Source organism: Chamaesiphon sp. OTE_8_metabat_110 (genome assembly GCF_031382685.1).
GTDB lineage: Bacteria > Cyanobacteriota > Cyanobacteriia > Cyanobacteriales > Chamaesiphonaceae > Chamaesiphon.
On the sequence record NZ_JANMZA010000063.1, the window covers coordinates 19,576 to 39,638 of the forward strand.

Consider the following 20,063-nt stretch of genomic DNA (forward strand, 5'->3'; position numbering starts at 1 on the left):
AATGTCCGAGACCGCCACCATCAAACTAAATTTAGATAGCAAAAACTTCGCCGCCCAATGTGGGGAGGCTAGTACTAATTTGCTGTTAATCGGGACGGCGGGTAAGGCGGCGGCGTTTGGCTTACAGCAACTCGATAATATCTCGAAAACGACTGCGGCTAATTTTGTATTAGGTGGGGTGACGGCGGATAAATTTAGCAGTAATATCGGCAAGGCGACAGTCGGCATCAACACGCTAGCAAGTACGGCAATTAAGCTATCGGATCTAGCTTTTCAATTGCAGATCCTAGTCGAACTCTCTTCAGGAATTGCCAACGCTGCGAACGCTTGGAGCCGCATCCCACAAACGTTACAGGCGATGGAAGCGTCGGGCGTTACCACCCGATCGATTAACGAATTCCAAACGATGAAGGATGCCTTTGTGGGCAACCAAGTAGCGGTGGATGATTTCGTGACGATCGCCATCGCCCGCTTGGGGAAGTTTGAAGAAGCGGCGGCGCGTTCGGCCACCGTGCTTAAATCCAGCACTAGATTTGACGATTTTGGTAACGCCTTACGGGTGAACTCCAAAGAGAGTATGGAAAATGCCCTCAGTATCCAAAATCTCGTCGGCACCAAACTGTCGAACGCCGTCACTTCGACCGAAGCGGTATTAGCTCAATATCAAGTATTATCGGGCGGATTTACCAAACAAGCGGATTCGGAAAAAGTCCTCGAAGCCTCCCTCAAACTCGTCCAGATTGCTAAAGCGGGGGGGATGAGTGCCGACCCCGACGCGACGACTAAACTACTAACCAAAACCCTCTCGGCTTACGCACTGAGTGCCGATAGCGCAGCCACCACCGCTGGCACCCTGAATGCGGTCGTCGAAAACGGGATTACCACCATCCAAGAACTCGCCAATGGCTTTGGTACCGCCGGATCGAGCGCATCTAAAGCGGGAATCTCAATTTCCGAACTGGGGGCGGGGGTGGCGACTTTAACTAATATCGGACAGGGTACGGATGAAGCCCTGACCGGACTCAAGGCCCTATCGGATACGGTACTCAATAAAACCCCCCAGGCGAGTGAGGAACTAGCCAAGCTCAGCTTTAATGGTTCGCGAATTCGGTTTGACAAAGCCGAAATTCAAGCTAAAGGATTTACCCGCGCCCTCATCGACCTCTACCGTGCCACTGGCAACAGTCCCGAATCCCTTCAAAAGATCTTCCCCGACCTGCAATCCTATCGGGCGGCAGTGGGGCTGCTAACCGCCGATGGTGCGAAATTACAGGGCAACTTCGACAGTATCTCTCGCGCCGGCTCTGACGATCTCGATCGGGTGGCAGCGACAGCCAGTAATAATACCGTGGCGCGGATGCAGCAGTTATCCAATCAGTTTGAGGAGATAATTATCAGCGTGGCGGCAAATATCGCCCCAGTGGTCGAACCGGGATTAGTGGCCCTCAAGCGGATTGCGGATATTTTTGCCGCGATGCCCACGCCAATCAAACAAGCAATCGGTTCCTGGATTGCCGCGCAGGTGACGATTAAATCCAGTACGATCGCGGTGGGCTATTTAATCGATTCGCTTAAAAATCTCGCCCAAATTTACCTATTAGGTCGCGCGGTAAATTTACTATTTAGCGGCCAATTAGGTGCCGAAGCCACGATTATTAAGGAGCTGATCCTTCAACGCAAGGGGCTAGCAGCGGTAGGATTACAACTGATCGGTATCGACCAACGCCACCGTTTGGGGATCGAAAAAACCGCTAACTCGATGATTTTGCAGGGTAAGGTGGCACAAGCGGCGTATGCGGCGGAAGCTAAGGGGGCGGAAATAGCCAATGCCGCTAGGAGTAAGTTAGGGGAAATATTTAATGCCAATGTAGCGGGGGCGCGGAATATCGCCGCGCGGGTTAGTGTTAACCCCACCGCTAACACGCTCTTAAATACCGCTACTCGCACCGCGTCGGCGGTCGCCAATTTGACTCCAGTTACCAATCTTAGAGCGCGTGCCACAGGCTTCTTATCCCAAAATCCCGAGATCGAACAACTGAGTACGGAAATCGGAAATAATATTAAAGGGGCGTTCGATAGTGTTAAAATTAACGCCCAAAAAGCGCTCGACTCGACTAGAGCCACAGTTAATAATAAAGATTACATCCCCGATCCAACTAACCGAGCCGATACGGTTGGTAATAATGTCGGCAAAGCCATAAATACGGCTAGAGAAAAGCTCAAACCAGTTCCCCCGCCAAAACCAGATCGCGCGTCCGAAATCGCCCAAGCGCAATTAAACTTTCAATACCCCGAACTAATCGCCCAAAAAGCCAAGCTCGACACTCAAGTTGCGGCGGCTAAACAAGAGCTAGATAGTAATATTAAAGCGTACGAAACTAGAGTTAAAGAGTACGATCGCAAGAAGCAAAATCTAATAGATCGTGCGGCAAAGCTAGAAGAGCGCACCGATTTAGATCCGGCTACACGCGATCGCGCTTTAAACAAGCTCAACCAGGATGCGCTCAAACTCCAACAATTAGATGTTACCACTCGTGCCACCGCCGCCAGAATTAAAACCCAAGAAGCGGAATTTAAAGTCTTAGCGGGTTCTGGCGATCGGATCGATACGCTCTACAATTACTATTTAACTCAAGCTACTACTAAATTTAGCAAACTTGCCCAACTAGAAAAGTCAGCCGTCAACCTTCAAAATCAAGCCAATAGATTTAGTGAAAAAGCAACAATCGCCCGTAATTATGCCGATAATTTAAGTCAATTAGATCCCGATTCCGCGCTTACAAAAAGTGCGATCGATCGAGCCGAACGCGCGGAAGCTAAAGCCAAGGCGATAAATAGTCGCGCGAATTTAATTACTGATAACTATCGATCGGAACTCAATACCAGCGGCGGCAAAACCGCCCTACTCGCCCAACAAAACCTCCAATCAGTCCAGTTTGGCGGTAAAGAATTAATCGTTAGTTCCAAAGGATTGGAGAACATTTTATATGGCGATGTCGGTAAAAATATCGCTAAATTTGGGGCGGCAACCGTCGGCGCGGTGACGACGGGATTTACATATGTGGCAACCAACGCCACCCGTGCTGCGATCGCGCTCGGGAATGTCGCCAAGGCGGGATTGGTCGGCGGCAGCGCGCAACTCCTAGACTACCTCAAGGGGGTGCCGCAAAGCATTGCTACCGCCTTTAAAGAGGGTGGCGCGCGGGGGCTATTTAACGCGGGTATTTCGGGGATGTCCAGCCTGGGCACCAAAGCCTTACCCATGCTACCCGCTCCCATCGCCGGGGCTGCTGGTGCCCTTGCCATACCTGCATCGCTTGGCTACCTACTCACTAAAGATGACATCGCCAAAGTGCTGGCGTCCCGCGCCTATGGTGAAATCAGTCGCGATATTTTAGCGTCGGATAATAAGATCCGCGCGAGTTTTGTCGATCGCCAAAATCCATTAGCTCAACTCAAACTCGGTGCTGAAAAACTGTCGGCCTACGGCGGATCGAGCGATCCCCTGCAATTGCAGCTTCAATCCTTACGCGATTCTGGGCAGCTCACCGCCGAGCAATTTAAGGAATTAGGCGATGTCGTTAAAACAACGGGTCAAGATGGCAAGTTAAGCGCGGAAAATTTAGCTAAATTTAACGCCAAACTAGCTGGCTTTAGTACATCAAATAAACCCACCGAAAAAGGTGTCGCCGAATTAATTTTTGGCGGGGTCATTGATGCTCCCGGTAATATTCTCAAGAGTTTAGGCAAAACTTCTAACGAGCTTGGCAATCTGATCTTTGGGACGGTGGGCACGATCGCTAAACTACCCTTCGACGGTAACGTCCGATCTCCCGGTGGATTCGTCAAAAGCATTGCCGACACTCAAGCCAACCGCGATGCGGGCTACACGATCGGCGTTCAAAGTCAATCTTCAAAAATAACTAATCCCAGTCAGGATTTACTAATTAAATCAGCCGAACTCCGCGCGGCATATTCCAGCGGTAGTGCCTACGATAGCGAGAATATCAACAAGCTAGCAACGGGTAAAGCCCTAACGACTAGCGACATCGATCGCGAGAAACTTTATACTCAAAATTTGCTCGATCGCAATGCTAATTTCATCGCGGGCTTGGATAAACAAATCAGCGAATTAGATAAGAATATCGGCAATATTCAAGATCCCGGTCAAAAAGAAATCCTCCAAAATCAGATTAAATCCCTCCAAGCCAATCGGGATGCCCTCAATAAAAATAGTGAAAGCGTTAAAGCAGCAACGGAGAAGTTTGCTAAATATAATCTCGAAGTTTTGCCGGGATTAATTCGCGCTTTAACTGAAACTAAAGACCCCGGTAAAGCCGTCGATCTAGCAGCGGAAGATTTTAATCAAGTATATGAAAAAGATGCCGCAGGTAAGGCAACTAGTTACTTTAAAGACATCTCAAAGTTACGTCAAGATAGCGCTAAATATATCGATGCGATCGAGCAGCAATACGCCGTTAGTAATGGTGCGACAGCCGAAGCCGACGCAGTTTCCAAGCTCAAAGAAGCCCGCGATAACAAATTAACTTTACCCGACGGTACGACTGGGAATCGGGAAACGATCGCCAATCAGATCGCGCTTACCGATAAAATCGTCAAGATTAAAGAAGCCGAATCGGGGCGAATTATCGCGGCTAAAAATTTAGAAGCCGATCGAATTAAAGTCTTAGCGACAGCCGGGGCTAAATCTCAAATCGACGCGCAACTACAATCGCAAGATATCGCGATCGCCATAACTAACGAGCAGATCTCAGCTAAAGAGCAAGAAATCCAAGAGTACGCCGCCTACCCGCGTAAGGTGGTGGAATTAGAGCAGCAAGCGGCTAAATTACGGATAAATATCGAGCAGCAGACAGCCGATCGCCTCAAAACGATTCGCGAGCGCGATTTTAATTTACGTCAGGCACGATACGACCTATATACCGAAGGCTTAAAAACACTTTCTAGTCAACTCAAAATCGGCAATACCGACTACATCACTCAAACTAGCCAAGCTGAAATCGCCAAAGCCACTGAGGCGCTTAACGAACTCTATACCGAGCGCGATCGTTTAAATGAATCTAGTCCCGAATTAAACAATAAAATCGCTCAAACCGAAGCTAGACTAGCCCAAACTCAAGCTACCAGTCAAACGCAAATATTCGACGCCCAAATGGCAGTCCGCCGTCAGGAATTAGCCAACCGATCCACCGCCCAAAAACTACCATATGAGTTGGAAAATAAGTATGGCGAACTCCAGCAAAAAGCCGCCGAATTGCGCGGATCGATCCTCAATAGTAATAAAGAGTTATTTGCTAGCACGATCGAGAATTATCAACAACAATTAGCCAATGAAAGTAAGATTGTCAATAATAGCGTAGCGCGGGCAAATATCGATCTAGTGTCCGCAAAAGCCAAACTTGCCAATTTAGCAACTCAACAAGCCTACGAAAAAGAATCATTAATCCTCGGTCAAAAATCTCAGGAGTTAGGAATTAAGACACTTCTAAATCAACTAACCATTTCTAAAATTACCCAACAGCGGAATATTGCCGAACTCGAACTCAATCGGATTAAGCTCGATCGGGATACCTCGAATTCGCCCGAAAGTATCGCCGCCAAAAAGGAGAACGATTTGGCGGTGACGGCGGCTAAATCCGAATTGATTGCGATCGACAAACAGGGGCAATTACTCAAAGAGCAATTAACCACCACCACTAAAATTAACCAGTCGAAACTAACCCAACTAGACGCGACTAATAAGACCGCTCAAACGACAGCAAGAATTGAGGTACTCACCAAACAAATCGAGAAATCCCAAAGCGTAATTACCCGTAATGCTGAAACTCAAACTCTTGCCTATACAGCGCAAACTAACGCTCTAACCGTCCGATCGAGTGCCTTTGAATTTCAAACCAAGCAACTGGAAAATCAATCTAAACTATTATCCAACGCTCAAAACCACCTCAGTGCGATGGCTGAAAGTAGAGCATCGGAATTAGGTAACTTAAGCGAACTAACTACGATCGAGAGCGTTAAAGCCGGGATTGCCGAACGCATCGCCATTATTAAATTATCATCTTTAAACAATCAAATTGCTCTAGAAAAGCGCGTATTAGAACTAAATATCCAGCAGCAGCAAGCAACACTTGAAGGCGATAAAATCAAGCAACAAATTGCCGAATCCCAAGGCGAAAGTGCGAGCATTATGGCTCGCGCCAATTTAGAAAAACTCTACGCCAAAGGCAATCTAGCCGATCCCAACGAGATTAAGGCGGCACAACTCGATTACCAAGCTAAATTACAACAGTTGGATTTGACCCGTTCCAATCGGGTCTTACTCGGTCAGCAGCAGGTAATTCTCGACCAAAATGCGACCTTGCAACGCGAACAGCTACAGCAAACTCAAAAAGTCAAACTACAAAGCGCCGCGATCGATTACTCTAAAACTCAATCGACAGGGCGCGCGGGCGAACTCCAAAACGAGCTATTCAACGCGGGCGTCCGCGATGAAGGCTTGAAATACTACCAAAGTCTGGCGACTAGCATCGTCGGGAATGCGCCAAGTAACATGGCTGTGCCCTACTTTAATTCGGCATACGATCCGCGCTCTAACTATAACGTCTCAGGAGTCGCCAATCCCGAAAGACTAGCGGTACCGACCGTTCCATCCCCCGCTGGCACTGTCGATCTTACTCCAAACATCCCCAACCTCAAAATCGAATCTTACGATAAGTCCATTGCCGACCTGCGTGCTAAATATCAAAATTTTAGCGACCGTCCGATGAATATCGAGGTCAAACTACCCGCAGAGCTAACTAAAATCCAGCAACAAGGTCAAGCTCGCAATGGCGATAAACCAGTCGCCCCAGTTAAAACCAATAAGATCCAGCTCAACAGCCCGATTACCGTCTACGTTGCCGACGCTAAAGAAACCAAAGGTGCGGTGACAAACAGCGTTTTAGATGGACTGTATGAGGTACTCAAATTAGTTGACAATTAACTATTAACTTCCAACCCAATCTCCCGTGCGATCCGCTCTTTGGCTTTTTGGATTTTAGCTTGATGCCGAACGTGCCGCCGATCTTCGAGCCTAATCAAGCGATCGCGAGTAGTCGGCGGAATCGGGGGAATCGGATCTAGAAACAATCTTTTGATGCAATCTTGCCGGATATCGCGTGGCAAGGCGAGAATTATTTTAATGAAATTTAATAGCGACAAGTTGCCATTATTACGCGCGCGTGAAATCGTCTGATTGGTAATAATTTCTTGTTGCTGGAGTTCCTCATGCTTGAGCTGGCTATCTTCGATCGCCCGATCGAGCGTTTCGCTCAGGTGCCACTTGAGCTGGCGATCTCTTTCTACTTGCTCGATTTGATTCATAGCTGGAGCGTGCAGGTAACTTAAATCTAGAATACCACATTGTTCGATTTTATACACAATTTTAACGCTTTCGGTATTATTGCGCTAATCTATTAAAAATACCAATTTATGCGATAAGATACGGAAAGCGTTAAGACAGTCGCGCGTAATTTTGGCGAAGCTGTGTCGGCACAACATGGATTATCAAACCGATCGCATTGACGAACAAAGTTATTTCTGGGTATTATTCAAATCTGAAAACGCCGAATTATTTGAAACATGGAGGGACATTGCGTCGGAATATTCAATTTTAGAATTTTCCAATTTGAGAGAACTGACATATTTAATGGAAAACCTCTCGCCTATCGAATTCCACGGCGATCCGATCGAAGTGTTTATCTGTCGCAGAATCTGGCAAGATAAAGTCGAGCGCGACTATATTATCGACGTGGAATTGAAAAAATATATTTACGAAACCCCGGCGCTCAGATGGCTGTTTTGGTCGCGGTTGGTGGACGTTAATTAGGTAAGAGGTAATAGGTAATAGGGTGGCAAGTCGCTTGCTTTGATGCACGGTTTTTTAGCATTACTCATGCCGTGCGTTGCGGGGCACCCGCCACGCTCACCGTCGGTGACTAGATCTATGCCTATTACTAGTCTAAAACCTATTACCTATTACCTATTACCTATTACCTAAAACAAGTGGACGCCGAAACTAAACTAGCAATTCAAAGTTTATCTAGCCAAATAATCCGGCTTGAAAAGTTGGTAAACAAGCATATCCCGCAAGCATACGGCTGGGTGAGTCCGAGTCGCTGCGAACGCTTGTCTGAGGGGATCTGGACTAGGTATAAGATAATTACCGCGATCGAGAAGGCGGTTAAGGGTAACGCATCGCCGTTGATTAGAGGGGAACACTACGAACTATTGTCGGACGATCGCTATAAAGTTAACTACGAGGAATGGATGACGATCGATTGGAGTCGTTTGAATTAGGCAATATTTTAGGCAACATCCAAATCGAATCGCCACAACAAGAGCCGTAGCAATAGCTTTAGCAATTCATACTAGAGGATTGAAAATCCTCGTGTCCGGAGTTCAAATCTCCGTCCTGGCATATCTAGAAACCTCGCGCTGTGCGGGGTCTTCGAGTTTTTACTCATATTTTAGGCTTGCTCCATGTAATCGAAATAGCCTCAAGTTGATATCACATAGGCTATCATTCTAGTACGATCGTAAAAATAGTAGTAGACACAAATGTGTTTATTGGGGCGATCCTGAGTTCTCAGGGACTAAACCGCGAACTGATTCGACGTTGCTTGCTTGGTGAATATCAGCCGATGATGAGTAATGCTCTGTATCTAAAGTACGAATCAGTAATAGAGCGGGAAGAGATTATCGCCAAATGTCAACTAGATAGAAGTAAGGTTAACGAGCTACTAGATGGCTTTCTGAGTATGTCTAAGTGGGTCTACATCTACTATTCATGGCGACCTAATTTGAGAGATGAGGGTGATAACCACGTCATTGAATTAGCGATCGCGGGGAATGCTTAGATCTTAGCTACTAACAATCTTAGAGATTTTAGAGGCTCCGAACTAACCTTCTCACAGTTGCAAATGCTCAACCCACACCAAATTATCGTAGAATAACTTTGTGGCAGTTTTAACAGTGCGGATGCCAGACGATCGGCATTCGAGATTAAAGGCGTTAGCCGCTAGTCAAGGCGTGAGCGTCAATAAAATGATTGAAGAGCTTACAACCGTCGCGTTAGCCGAGTTTGATGCTCACAATCGATTCAAGGTCAGAGCCGCTAGAGGATCGGCGGCTAGAGGTTTGGAAATACTCGACGAACTAGACAAACTGGACTCCTAATCAAAATAGCCCCAATCTTGGGTTGTTGCCGCGAGCGGCAAAATCCGGAAGATCGGGGCTACATCTAAATCGATAACTGTTGGAAGCTGTTGGCGAACAGGTAACTAACGACTAACACTAACACTATGAATCAGATATCGCGTTCGCCCATTAAATACTTTTTTATTACTCCCCTAAGTTGGGGTGAGATTGGATTAACTATCGCGAATGCTAGGAAATGTCGCCAGATCGCGAGCGCTAGCAACCATCGCCGCAATTTCTGAAGGTTGCCAATTATGGGTAGATTGGCATTGATGCGCCGCCAACAATCCCCACAAGCCGCGTTGGGTGAGAATCGGTACGACTAAATTGGCTTTGACATGGAGTTCGCGGAGATGGTCGCGGTGACAAGGTTGAATCAATTCGGTTTCGATATCGGGAATCGCCCGGATGCGTCCGTGTTCGTAGAGCTTGGCATATTCGCCATTAAAACAGCGATCGGGGCCACTCGCACCTAGAATGGAAAACTGGTTATCGCTGAGCGACTCAAAGGTGACGCGTCCCGACCATTGATAGTAAAAATAGTACAGTACGATTCGATCGGCATTCATCAACTTACGGAGTTCGTCGGTAGTTGTCTGAATCAGTTTGTCCCTAGCTAAATCGCGGGATAACCTGTCGAAGATGGTTTGGAGCGATGGATCGGGCATAACCTATGTGCTGCGTGCTGTTTAGCGTTTAGTTATTCAATATTTAGCGCACTATCCAATAATTTTGAGGCGAGGTATCGATCGGTTATCGGGCAGATAATCTCAACTCCAGCCTAATAAATCCGATCTAAAATCTGGTGTGCCATCTCTAGTTTAGCGCAGGGAAGGATATCGATCCGCTCGCCATTGGGTTTGAGGATGACGGCTTGATTGCGATCGCTCCCAAAGCCACTTTCTGGTAAGTCTACCGGATTAGCCACGATCGCGTCCAATTGTTTGCGCTCTAATTTCTCCAGCGCTGGCGCGATAATATCCCCAGTCTGAGCGGCAAAGCCGATTAATTTTTGGTGGGGTTGTTTAATTTTGCCGAGTGCCGCAATAATGTCGGGTACTGGCGCTAATTTTAATTCGGTTGGGAGTAGTTTTTTTGGTAACTTGCGATCGCTATATTGCGCGGGCTTAACATCTGCAACCGCTGCGGACATCAATACGATATCGGCATTTGGAAAATGCGCCAGCATTTTGTGGTGCATGTCTTCACTGTTGATAATGGGGATGAGATTTACCCGGCGATCGATCTGCACATCCGGTAAGGTACCATGAACCAAAGTCACCTGCGCCCCGCGATGAACTGCTGCTTGCGCCAGAGCTAGTCCCATTTTGCCAGTAGCAGGATTGCCAATAAACCGCACGGGATCGAAGAATTCTCGCGTTCCCCCGGTACTAATTAACAAGTTTTTGCCGACTAAATCGAGCTTGCCATGAGTATGTAGCAACGAATGAATGTAGGGTAAAATTTCTTCAGGCTCTGCCATACGTCCCATCCCGACTCGATCGCAAGCGAGTAACCCCATCGCTGGCCCCGCCGCATGATAGCGCGAATCCTGACTCAATAATTGCCAATTGCGCTGCACGGATGCTTGCTCCCACATTTCTGTATTCATAGCTGGTGCGAGCAAGATCGGGCAAGTCGAAGCCAGGACTGTATTTGTCAATAAGTTATCCGCCAATCCATAGGCTAATTTGGCCAATGTATTGGCAGTCAGTGGCGCAATTAATAATAAATCTGCCCATTCGCCCAATTCGATATGAAGGGGGCGATGATGAATGGGTTGCCAAAAATCTCGATCGGTATAAGCTGGGTGGCGGGATAATGTTGAGACAGTTAAGGGGGTAATGAATTGTTCGCCGCCTGTGGTGAGGATAACTTTTACCTCAATTTCTGCTTTGAATAGTGTAGAGATAATTTCGCACACTTTATATGCGGCAATTCCACCCCCAATTCCGATTAGAACTCGCATCGGTCGTGGTTTTTGGGTTGATGAGTGAGATGCGGAGATCTTTACCCCACCCCAGCCCTCCCCTTATAAAGGGGAGGGAGCAAAAGCCCCCCCTTTATAAGGGGGGCTGGGGGGGTAAGGGTTGTAGATGATTCTGGTATTTCGGCGTGGATCTTCCCACCCCGCCCTACGGGCACCCCTCCAGGGAGGGGATTTTTTAGACTAGGCTTCGTCGTAGGCTTCGAGATCGAGGAGATGGATGTAGGGTTCGACTAAATCGGGGCGTTGGAATGCGATCGCGCGTAAGAAATGCCAATCTTTCAAGCCATCAAAAGGATTGCGATAATCATCGCTTTCCAGGCGTAAGGCTAGGGCTTCTACTTCTTCTGTAGTCAAGTTGGGGATAGTATTCCGTTGCGACAGCTCGATTGTGGTCATAGGTCAAACCTCCTTACAAATTGGGCAAAAGTTTAGCAAGCTACTGTTATTTTAGCCTTCTTAGTTATTATTACCCGTTAATCGAGCGGGATTAACAAACTTATTGATAATTTAGATTATTTGCTTACAAAATTTCTCACTACCTCCAAAACTTCTGGCACGATCGAGTGTCCCATGTCAAACTCCTGATATTGCACGTCAACACCCCACTGAGTCAGTGTTTCTTGACTTTTTCGAGCGGCAGAGATCGGCACGACATCATCTTGTCTACCATGCACGATCGACACAGGTGGAGCCGCTTGGGGAGGTTGCGATCGATTTTGATGCAAGTAACCACTCATCACAATCAGACCCGCTACAGGCAAATCTAGCCCAATCTCCAGCGTCATTGCCCCACCCTGAGAGAAGCCCGCAATCCAAGTTCGATCGAGTGGAATCCCTGTAGAATCGGGCAGCGACTCGATCCAAGTTGTCAAAACTTCGCGACTAGTGGCAAGTTGGATAAGGCTGCGATCGTTCAATTGTCCCGCACCTGTGAAGGAATACCACATCTTCCCCGTGTCGCTATATTCATGGTCGAAGGTGCCATTGGGAAACAGAAATTGATATTCTGGCAGTTTAAAGTAGGGCACGAGTTCGCCGAGATCGTCATGATTGGCACCCCAACCATGCAACACCACGATCGTGCCGATGGGATTGCCCGTCTGAGCGGGGACAAAAATGATGTCTAGTGGACTATTCGGATCGATTTGAGTCATCGGTGCGTATGGGTAGTTTCAGTAAAATTTTGTGGATGAGCAAAAAACACCCGATTGGGTTACTTTTAGGCTTTCATTTATGCCCTAGTTCGTACTATAGTGAATCGTCTAGAAATAAGTACCCCCTTTCCGTTAGTAAAATCATGACATTAATCCGCCTAATTCAAAGAGCTAGCATTCTCGCTGGGATGACTTTTGCAAGTCTTCCTTTTTACAGTAATATCGCTCATGCTGACACGCCAACGCCACAGTTTTGTGTCATTGCGAGTAATGGTAAAACTGTGTGCGGTACTCTCAAAGCAGTCGAACGGGCTTGTGTGACTACAAATGGTACCAATACTATCTGTGGCAAGTTCAAGTCAGCCAAAGATGGGCAGGAGCAAGGGCAAGAAGAAGCCAGAACCCCCGCGTCGAATCCTGGCCAGCGAAAAGAGTTAGGTGGTGTTACTTATGTGCTAAGAAGCTGTAGAAGGTCGAGTTCAGATATCAAATGTAACTTTATCATCACAGCAAAAAAAGCAAACAAACTTAATATCTCTACAGGTAAAGGTAAGTCATCAATTGTTGATTCTGCTGGAAGAACTTATCCAAGTTCTTCCCTGGAATATAACGGTGACAACCAAAACAACATCTTTACAGATATGTCTCCTGGGGTGGATTATGTTGTAGACATTAACTTTGAAAATATACCAGGACAAGTAACAAAAGCTTCACTTTTAAGCATAGCTATGTATGCGGGGAGTGGTGTTGTTCAATTCCGAAATGTTCCTTTCTCGAACTAAGTTAGATCCATTTAACAGCGATCGCGATTCGATCGAATTCATACATTTATCGATCGCGATTTAGAATCTGTAGGGGGTTCCCCTTGCTTGCACTCAGAGGAGTCGAAGTGTGGGTACCCTCATTGGTGCGGGGTAAGCACGAGGCATTACCCCTACAGGTTATTTGTGGGTTTAAGGATGAGAAAATGATGATATTGTCGATCGAATATGTAAATGTTGGGTTTAGTATTCGATCGATCCAGTTCACATAATCTACGCATATTCTATCGATCGCACATGTGGATGCTGGGTTTCGCTTTGCTCTAACTAACGTACAAATTTATCCTGATTTAACCCCTTCTACAAAACCATAAATTTCATCACCATGCAATTCTTTACAGATATGTTCAAAAAGATCTCAGCATCGATGTTTGCGCTGATCTTAATTTGCTTCTTTCTGCCATTTATTACGATCTCATGCCAAGGATCTCCAGTCATAAAAATGAGTGGCTTACAAATGGCAACAGGCGTTGAGATGGCAGATCCATCCGCTAGCTTAAATTCTGCCTTTGGTGGAGTACCTAGTACCCCTAAGACCCAAAAAATACCTGGTACACCAGCGGTGGGAATAACATTTTGTCTAGCAGGCGTGGGATTAGCAACTTCTTTGCTACTCAAAAATCGCCAGAGATATCTAGCTCAAGCGATTGCAGGTGGTTTAGGCGTATTACTACTTTTATGGGTAAAATCTAGTACAGATGATGCTGTGCTCAAACAAGGTGGGATAATTCAAGTCAATTATGATGCGGGATTCTGGTTGGCTTTCTTACTATTTTTAGGTGCGACTGGATTAAATGGTTATCAATATCTAGAAGATCGTAAACCATAGTCGATCTTGTGGTTGTTGGGTTGAGCTAAATCGAAACCCAACCTACAGATCTTTGGTGTGCTGTGCGCTCGCCATTCGGATCGATCTGGCGGATCGAACATCTGTATACTGGTGCCAGTATTTATGAGATTTGATGTAGTGATGAGATATCAATTGTTAATGTCGATCGCGATCGTTACTTCGATCGGATCTGTGAGCCTAACGATGCCGAGTATTGCTGGATCTAGATTTCGCCCATTCGAGGGTCGATCTACCAGTCGATTGCTGTTATCAAAACAGCCGAATCTAGTCGATTTTCCTGAAGTGGGATTGGCAATTCCCCAACCGAGTGGATTTACTAAAGCAACATCATTTTATGGATTCGAGCAAGCTGCAACCAGCTCATCAGTGGTACTCTCGAAAATTCCTGGGCCATTCTCGGCGGTAACTAAAGGATTTAATAAAGAGACTTTGGCAACTAGGGGCATATCTTTAATTTCTAAGCAACCAATCAAAATCGATAATCAGTCAGGGTTTCTGTTGCAAGTATCTCAATCAGCCGCTGGTCAAAAATTTCTCAAATGGATTTTAGTATTTGGCAATGAGGAAAGCACAACTGTAGGAGTTGCCAGCTTTTTGGAAGAAAATGCTACAAAAATCGGTGAGCCACTTAAACAAGTTTTGCTAGCAGCATCCCCGCGCACGTCTTCAGCTCCAACCGCTTCCTCGCTACCATTTAAAATTACACCAGTAGCAGGTTTATCTTTGGTTACAAAGGTGTCAGGAGTGGGTAAAGTCGCACTATTTACCAAGGATGGTAATATTCCCACAGTAGCTCCGACAGATCCGTTATTTGTTGTTGCTCCATCGCTGGGCGATGTTGCTATTTTAGACCAAAAATCCTTTGCAACTCGGCGTATTTCTGCCTACCCGCAAACAGATATCGTCGCGATAAGATCGACTACTGAAATCTCGATCGATAATTTAACTGGTTGGGAAATTGTCGCTAATGGTAGAGACAAACAAACGAAAGCACCTTTAGCTATCTATCAAGTGATGCTGTTTCCCAAGCAAGGCGGATATATCGTGATAACAGGGATTGTCGGCGATAAACAGTCCCAAATTTACATGCCAAAGTTCAAGGCGATGGCACTAACTTATCGGAACTCCAAGTGACGGATATGTTAGTCAATTGAGGCTTGATTGTAATGAGTCGATCTCTACTTCTACCATGTCAGGAAACTTAGCAGTTATTGTTAACTCTCCGCCTAGATTGCCGATTGCTTGACGTAAGTAACTTAGGTAGATATCGACATTCTCGATTGGAGTTTTAGATGTATCTACGCGCCAATTTGCTGCTGTAACTGCAATTGCTTCTCTTAACTCAATAGCTGCTAATAGTTCCTTTTTCTTACGTTCGATCTCTAATTTTCTATCTTCGGGCAAGTTCTCTACGAGACGTTGAAATGGATGATGACCGCTCATTAGATTAATCCCTCCTGTCTAAGTTCCTCTAAATAAATATCATACAGTCGATCTGCAATTGGGATATACTCTTCATAAAAGCGGTCGTTACCAGTTTTATCTCCGCCGATTAGTAAAATAGCACTGCGTCGAGGGTCGAAGGCGTAAAATATCCGCAATGGATGTCCAGAACTTTGCACTCTCAACTCTCTCATGTGAGAATGTCGAGAACTATTAATCCCAGATGAGTGAGGGAACTTGAGATTAACACCCAAACTCATTAGCAATTCAACGGATACATTAATATCATCTTGCTCTGACATCCCAAGCTCCTCCCACCATTGGGCGAACTCGTTTGTATATTCAATTTCATAACTCATAGCTCGACCCTATCCGCAGAGCATAACTTTTTTCTAATCGTTATGCAGTAAGATCTTATAAGTTTCTGCTGTCGGTTTGGTGGCTTGGGCTACTGCTTTATCGAGATCTTTGAGATGGTAGCGATCGCTAATCAACGCATCGACATCAATGCGATGATTGAATACTAGATCTGCGGATAATGCCTGAACTTTAAACGACGAACTATAACTACCCATCAAATCGATTTCACGTCGGTACAAGACATTGGGATTAATTGGGATTTCTAACTCGTCGGGGAACTCGGCAAAGAACAGGATTTTGCCACCTTTGCGGGTGCAGTCTAGGGCTTGGAAAAAGGCTTTGTCGCTGGGTACAGCGAGGATGGCAGTATCTACACCTATACCACCTGTTAAGGCTTGGATTTTGGCGGTAAGATCGGGATCGCGGGCATTGAAGGCGGCTTCGGCACCGACTGATAATGCTTTTTCCACCCTAGAGGGAATTAAGTCAGTGGAAATGGCTCTGGCTCCAAAATGCTTAACCAGCATAATAAACATTAACCCGATCGGGCCTGCTCCGGTAATCAGCACGGTATCGCCAGCTTGAATATTTGCTTTTTTAACAGCCTTGAGGCAGCAATTTGTCGGCTCGACGAAGCTTGCTTGTTCGTCGGTAACTCCAGCGGGAATCGTTATTAAGCCGCCATTTCGGACGATATGTCCTGGCACTTTGACATATTCAGCAAAGCCGCCACCACTGGGTGTAAATCCGGCTGTAGTCGTGACATTTTTGTAGACATCGCACATGGAATAATTTTCATGGAGACAGTAGTTGCAGTGCATACAGGGAATATGGTGCATTACGACTACTCTTTGTCCGACTTGCCAATCCTGGACATCCGCGCCAACTTCACTAATGACGCCAGCCGTCTCATGTCCAAAAATTCGGGGCGGTTCGTAAAGTGGGTAAAGGATCTTTTTGATATCTGACTGGCACAATCCCACCACTTTAACCTTTACTAATACCTCGTCGGCGGCGATGGTGGGGACTGGGATATCTTCATAACTGAGCCGATTGACGCCACGAAATACTTGTGCTTTCATTCTGGTTGAGTTGGGAGATGGAAGATGGGAGATGGGAGATGGGATTAATGTTCGTTAATGCCTTTGTTTGGCGATTCTAATAATTCAAATAAGCCATCATCTAGTTCATAGCCTAACATTTGCGTCATAAATTTCAGCCGCGATCGATCGGCGATCTGGCGATGTTGCAGCCAATCTGTCAACAAAAACACTCGGTACATTACCCAGATTTCTAGAGCTTCAGGATTGTACTGAATCCCGTCTTTGCGGCTGAATTGATGGGGAACTAGCATCGCCACATATCTGGCAAGTTCGCCCGCTTGCCAATCGAGGAGCAGTGGGAGGTATGGATAGCAGGCATCGAGACGGATAAACCACAGCCGGACTTCGGCGATTTCTGATAGCTCGCGCGGATCTTGGGGATCTCGATCGTATTCGATCGCGAGTGTTAAATCTAGGTCGAATTGTTTAGCCTCAGTCGTTAACCAGCGATCGATCGATGGCGCAATCTCTGATAAGTCCAAACTCAGGAGTGCTCGATCGCTAATCTTCAAAGTCGTCATAGTCTCAAGTTGTTATAAATTTGACAAGTAGCAAATATCTAACGGCTACTAACCGTAGTTTCAAAGATCGCTAATGATGTTATTATTTGGCAACAAATCCCTGTGTCTGTACTTTAACAGAGATTTGACAGCCAGTTATTAGCCTATGACTATACAATTTCATGCGACTCAAACGACTGAGAACAGCAATCGCCGTTGGCATAGGCTCTCTGCGCAGGCAGACGCTTCGCGAATGGAACGAGGTTCAACCGACAAGTGAAAATACCTAAAATGTTGGCAATCGCTGCTAAGTTTGTCAAACTATTAAAATAAGGTGAGTAAAACACTAATAATTTCAAATTTGTGGTATCTATATTGTCAAATATAGACAGTGTATCTGCCTAGCTCTCAATCTTGAGTAACTTAAGTAATAAGGATTATCGTCAATTTCGAGTGAGTAATATCTAGATTTTAACTATAAAAGACATTTTTACAGTCGCACTAACAACTTATATTTATTTATTAAAACAATAATGCAAGACAGCAAGCATAACAAAATTGAGGCGCAGTTAAACACCCTCTGGCAAAAATTCCGATCGCCACAAACCACAGCGAACCATTCGGCAACTTCTGTCGAAGTCAAAGGTCATCAAATCGAGAGCGATGGCGAACTAACGCATAGGGGTAGCTATCTGCCTGCTGACGATCCAGACGACGATCGGTTGGAAGTATCCGCAATTAGGAATATTCCCGATCGCGACTTATTTACTGAGCTTGTCGCACCGATTAGCAAGCTGAATTTACCTACTGTCACGCTCGATCCGCTGTCGGCATTTTGGGCAGTATTGGCGGCGATGGTGGGTGGTACGGGGATTACTAGTTACCTATTGCTGATTGCAGTACCGCCAACGCCAAGTTGTCAAGGGGTAATTCCCGTCTCGACAGATAGCGAGCGGCTGTACTGCGCTCAAGTCGGTGCTGAAACTAAAGAAATTCCCAAGCTGCGTAGTGCGATCGAGCTAGTTAGAGGCTGGACAGATCGACACCCACTTTATGGGGAATCCCAGCGGCTGCTCAAATCCTGGTCGGAAGATCTGATCCGGATCGGGCGCAAGCAGCTCAATGAAGGCAAGATCCAAAGTGCGATCGCGACGCTGAAAATCGTCCCCACGACCAGCCCCAGCTACGATAGCGCCCAAGAATCGATCTCCAAGTGGTCGCTGCAAGCTCAAGACAGTGCCAAAATCGATGGTCAATTCGATCGCGCCATGCAGACTGCGGACTGGAATCAAGCCTTTGTGGTCTTGCAAACCGTCCAGAAGATGCGTGGCAGCTATTGGAGCAGCTTCAAGTACGATAAAATGTCTGCTAAGCTCGCCCGAGAGCGTGACGCTTGGGATAAACTTCAAGAGGCGAAGGATACGCTGGTAAACAAAGATAGCGATGACTACAATACCCGCGCCAAGCGGATCGAACTCGCTGTCAAAGCCGCTGGTAAAAAGGAACAAATCGCCGAACCACCATTACCTAACGATCCAGCGCCGATCGTCGCGGCGCTGAAACTGGCAAACAAGATCGACTCTACGACCTATGTCTATCAAGAGGGGCAAATCCTGCGGAGTAAATGGAGCAAGCATTTAGTCAACTTGAGTATCAGCGCGTACAAAGCGCAGAATTTTAATGAGGCGATCGCGATCGTCCAAAAAGTGCCTCAAGACACGTCGGTCTATGCCGAAGCACAAGATTGGGTCAAACTCAATCGGGCGCATGTCTGGGCGGGTAAGCGACACATGCTAGCGATGATGGATGCGATCGCCCAAGTCAAAAAAATCCCCAAAACTAGCGCGATTTATACCATAGCTCGCACCAAACGCTCCAACTGGGAAGGAATGCTCAAGCACCAAACCCAATTCCAGTGGGCAAAAACGATCGCCAGCTTCCAGCAACCTGCTACTCTATCACTCGCAATCCAGACTGCCAAACAGATTCCCGCTCAAAGTGAAGTCGGTCAATCCATCCAAAGTGAGATCTCGACTTGGAATCGCCAAATTGAAACCATCGACAATCGAATTATCTTGGCAAAAGCCAAACAAATCATCAGTAAAGGTGAATCCCTCGCAAACCTCAAAGCCGCCGTGCGGTTAGCTGGGAAGATTACCGAAGATCGACCATTGGGTGAAGAAATCGTCGGCTATGTTGCCAACTGGAATGAAAAAATTCAGACGATCGAAGACCGTCCGATCCTTGCCAATGCGATGGCGCTAGCTAGTAAAGGTAATTTTACTCAAGCCGTGGCGATCGCAAATCAGATCGCTCCGGGGAGAGCGCTTTATCAAGATGCTCAATCCCAAGTCCGTTACTGGAACCTCGAACTACAAGAAATTGCCGATCGCCACACCTTAGATCGTGCTATTAGTATTTATCGGCAGGGCAAGATTACCAGCGCGATCGAGCTTGCTGCCACCATCGGTCGGCGCAGTCCGATTTATAGCGATGCTCGTGCCTATGTCGCTGATTGGCGAATGCTGCTGACACCACGTTCGGCACGTAACTAGTCGATAATTAAGTTGCCACTGGCTACATG

17 protein-coding genes and 1 pseudogene are annotated in these 20,063 nt (G+C 46.5%); 9 read left to right on the plus strand and 9 right to left on the minus strand.

What is annotated here, in order from left to right; translation table 11 throughout:
* The first annotated feature begins 1 nt into the window (after position 1).
* Positions 2 to 7,003 carry a phage tail tape measure protein gene (locus tag RMO52_RS02495; protein WP_310410589.1) on the plus strand — a complete coding sequence of 2,334 codons (7,002 nt, stop codon included), beginning with the start codon at positions 2 to 4 and terminating at the stop codon, positions 7,001 to 7,003.
* Here the strand turns inward: RMO52_RS02495 and RMO52_RS02500 are convergent.
* Positions 7,000 to 7,383 carry a hypothetical protein gene (locus RMO52_RS02500; protein ID WP_310410591.1) on the minus strand — a complete coding sequence of 128 codons (384 nt, stop codon included), beginning with the start codon at positions 7,381 to 7,383 and terminating at the stop codon, positions 7,000 to 7,002. The two genes, RMO52_RS02495 and RMO52_RS02500, sit on opposite strands and share 4 nt — an antisense overlap.
* A gap of 175 nt (positions 7,384 to 7,558) precedes the next feature.
* On the opposite strand from RMO52_RS02500, the gene RMO52_RS02505 reads away from it, so the two are divergent.
* The 4 genes and pseudogenes from RMO52_RS02505 (at position 7,559) to RMO52_RS02520 (ending at position 9,237) form a co-directional block, all read left to right on the plus strand.
* Positions 7,559 to 7,888 carry a hypothetical protein gene (locus tag RMO52_RS02505; protein ID WP_310410593.1) on the plus strand — a complete coding sequence of 110 codons (330 nt, stop codon included), beginning with the start codon at positions 7,559 to 7,561 and terminating at the stop codon, positions 7,886 to 7,888.
* Between the two features lie 176 nt (positions 7,889 to 8,064).
* Positions 8,065 to 8,358 (plus strand): hypothetical protein, encoded by a 294-nt coding sequence (locus RMO52_RS02510; RefSeq protein ID WP_310410594.1) that lies wholly within the window; start codon positions 8,065 to 8,067, stop codon positions 8,356 to 8,358.
* Between the two features lie 236 nt (positions 8,359 to 8,594).
* Positions 8,595 to 9,014: pseudogene (locus RMO52_RS02515) on the plus strand (putative toxin-antitoxin system toxin component, PIN family).
* A 4-nt stretch (positions 9,015 to 9,018) separates the two neighbouring features.
* The gene (locus RMO52_RS02520; protein ID WP_309742975.1) at positions 9,019 to 9,237 is read left to right on the plus strand and encodes a toxin-antitoxin system HicB family antitoxin; all 219 of its coding nucleotides are present in this window, start codon (positions 9,019 to 9,021) and stop codon (positions 9,235 to 9,237) included.
* A 194-nt stretch (positions 9,238 to 9,431) separates the two neighbouring features.
* Here the strand turns inward: RMO52_RS02520 and RMO52_RS02525 are convergent, their stop codons facing one another.
* The 4 genes from RMO52_RS02525 to RMO52_RS02540 all read right to left on the minus strand — a co-directional run bounded on the left by RMO52_RS02525 (position 9,432) and on the right by RMO52_RS02540 (position 12,402).
* Positions 9,432 to 9,926 (minus strand): GAF domain-containing protein, encoded by a 495-nt coding sequence (locus RMO52_RS02525; RefSeq protein WP_309742973.1) that lies wholly within the window; start codon positions 9,924 to 9,926, stop codon positions 9,432 to 9,434.
* 113 nt (positions 9,927 to 10,039) lie between these two features.
* Complete coding sequence (coaBC, locus tag RMO52_RS02530) at positions 10,040 to 11,227, minus strand: bifunctional phosphopantothenoylcysteine decarboxylase/phosphopantothenate--cysteine ligase CoaBC (protein WP_310410596.1); 1,188 nt, start codon at positions 11,225 to 11,227, stop codon at positions 10,040 to 10,042.
* 201 nt (positions 11,228 to 11,428) lie between these two features.
* A complete protein-coding gene (locus tag RMO52_RS02535) occupies positions 11,429 to 11,644 on the minus strand; it encodes a DUF2555 domain-containing protein (protein WP_309742969.1) in 216 nt (71 codons plus the stop codon).
* Positions 11,645 to 11,760: 116 nt separating this feature from the next.
* Positions 11,761 to 12,402, minus strand: coding sequence for a dienelactone hydrolase family protein (locus tag RMO52_RS02540; protein WP_310410598.1), 642 nt, complete (start codon positions 12,400 to 12,402; stop codon positions 11,761 to 11,763).
* A 143-nt stretch (positions 12,403 to 12,545) separates the two neighbouring features.
* Here RMO52_RS02540 and RMO52_RS02545 point away from each other — a divergent pair, with 143 nt between their 5' ends.
* The 3 genes from RMO52_RS02545 (at position 12,546) to RMO52_RS02555 (ending at position 15,207) form a co-directional block, all read left to right on the plus strand.
* Complete coding sequence (locus RMO52_RS02545; RefSeq protein ID WP_310410600.1) at positions 12,546 to 13,184, plus strand: hypothetical protein; 639 nt, start codon at positions 12,546 to 12,548, stop codon at positions 13,182 to 13,184.
* Between the two features lie 364 nt (positions 13,185 to 13,548).
* Entirely contained in the window at positions 13,549 to 14,052 is a 504-nt protein-coding gene (locus RMO52_RS02550) for a hypothetical protein (protein ID WP_310410602.1), read from the plus strand.
* 111 nt (positions 14,053 to 14,163) lie between these two features.
* Entirely contained in the window at positions 14,164 to 15,207 is a 1,044-nt protein-coding gene (locus RMO52_RS02555; RefSeq protein WP_310410604.1) for a hypothetical protein, read from the plus strand.
* Positions 15,208 to 15,219: 12 nt separating this feature from the next.
* Here the strand turns inward: RMO52_RS02555 and RMO52_RS02560 are convergent, their stop codons facing one another.
* From RMO52_RS02560 to RMO52_RS02575, 4 genes are read right to left on the minus strand one after another with little or no spacing between them, the layout of a single operon-like run.
* On the minus strand, positions 15,220 to 15,516 hold the full coding sequence (locus tag RMO52_RS02560; protein WP_309742960.1) for a hypothetical protein: 297 nt from the start codon (positions 15,514 to 15,516) through the stop codon (positions 15,220 to 15,222).
* Positions 15,516 to 15,875: a type II toxin-antitoxin system RelE/ParE family toxin gene (locus tag RMO52_RS02565; protein ID WP_309742959.1), complete on the minus strand. Its 360-nt coding sequence runs from the start codon at positions 15,873 to 15,875 to the stop codon at positions 15,516 to 15,518. Before RMO52_RS02565 ends, RMO52_RS02560 begins: the two co-directional genes overlap by 1 nt.
* Positions 15,876 to 15,908: 33 nt before the next feature.
* Positions 15,909 to 16,958 (minus strand): alcohol dehydrogenase catalytic domain-containing protein, encoded by a 1,050-nt coding sequence (locus tag RMO52_RS02570; RefSeq protein ID WP_310410607.1) that lies wholly within the window; start codon positions 16,956 to 16,958, stop codon positions 15,909 to 15,911.
* Between the two features lie 44 nt (positions 16,959 to 17,002).
* A complete protein-coding gene (locus tag RMO52_RS02575; RefSeq protein WP_310410608.1) occupies positions 17,003 to 17,500 on the minus strand; it encodes a CRR6 family NdhI maturation factor in 498 nt (165 codons plus the stop codon).
* 512 nt (positions 17,501 to 18,012) lie between these two features.
* Between RMO52_RS02575 and RMO52_RS02580 the strand changes: the two genes are divergently transcribed.
* The gene (locus RMO52_RS02580) at positions 18,013 to 20,034 is read left to right on the plus strand and encodes a hypothetical protein (protein ID WP_310410610.1); all 2,022 of its coding nucleotides are present in this window, start codon (positions 18,013 to 18,015) and stop codon (positions 20,032 to 20,034) included.
* Positions 20,035 to 20,063 lie beyond the last annotated feature (29 nt).

Coding starts and splice junctions, on each gene's coding strand:
- RMO52_RS02495 (WP_310410589.1), top strand. CDS start 2: ATGTCCGAGACCGCCACCATCAAACTAAATTTAGATAGCAAAAACTTC.
- RMO52_RS02500 (WP_310410591.1), bottom strand. CDS start 7,383: ATGAATCAAATCGAGCAAGTAGAAAGAGATCGCCAGCTCAAGTGGCAC.
- RMO52_RS02505 (WP_310410593.1), top strand. CDS start 7,559: ATGGATTATCAAACCGATCGCATTGACGAACAAAGTTATTTCTGGGTA.
- RMO52_RS02525 (WP_309742973.1), bottom strand. CDS start 9,926: ATGCCCGATCCATCGCTCCAAACCATCTTCGACAGGTTATCCCGCGAT.
- coaBC (WP_310410596.1), bottom strand. CDS start 11,227: ATGCGAGTTCTAATCGGAATTGGGGGTGGAATTGCCGCATATAAAGTG.
- RMO52_RS02535 (WP_309742969.1), bottom strand. CDS start 11,644: ATGACCACAATCGAGCTGTCGCAACGGAATACTATCCCCAACTTGACT.
- RMO52_RS02540 (WP_310410598.1), bottom strand. CDS start 12,402: ATGACTCAAATCGATCCGAATAGTCCACTAGACATCATTTTTGTCCCC.
- RMO52_RS02545 (WP_310410600.1), top strand. CDS start 12,546: ATGACATTAATCCGCCTAATTCAAAGAGCTAGCATTCTCGCTGGGATG.
- RMO52_RS02550 (WP_310410602.1), top strand. CDS start 13,549: ATGCAATTCTTTACAGATATGTTCAAAAAGATCTCAGCATCGATGTTT.
- RMO52_RS02560 (WP_309742960.1), bottom strand. CDS start 15,516: ATGAGCGGTCATCATCCATTTCAACGTCTCGTAGAGAACTTGCCCGAA.
- RMO52_RS02565 (WP_309742959.1), bottom strand. CDS start 15,875: ATGAGTTATGAAATTGAATATACAAACGAGTTCGCCCAATGGTGGGAG.
- RMO52_RS02570 (WP_310410607.1), bottom strand. CDS start 16,958: ATGAAAGCACAAGTATTTCGTGGCGTCAATCGGCTCAGTTATGAAGAT.
- RMO52_RS02575 (WP_310410608.1), bottom strand. CDS start 17,500: ATGACGACTTTGAAGATTAGCGATCGAGCACTCCTGAGTTTGGACTTA.
- RMO52_RS02580 (WP_310410610.1), top strand. CDS start 18,013: ATGCAAGACAGCAAGCATAACAAAATTGAGGCGCAGTTAAACACCCTC.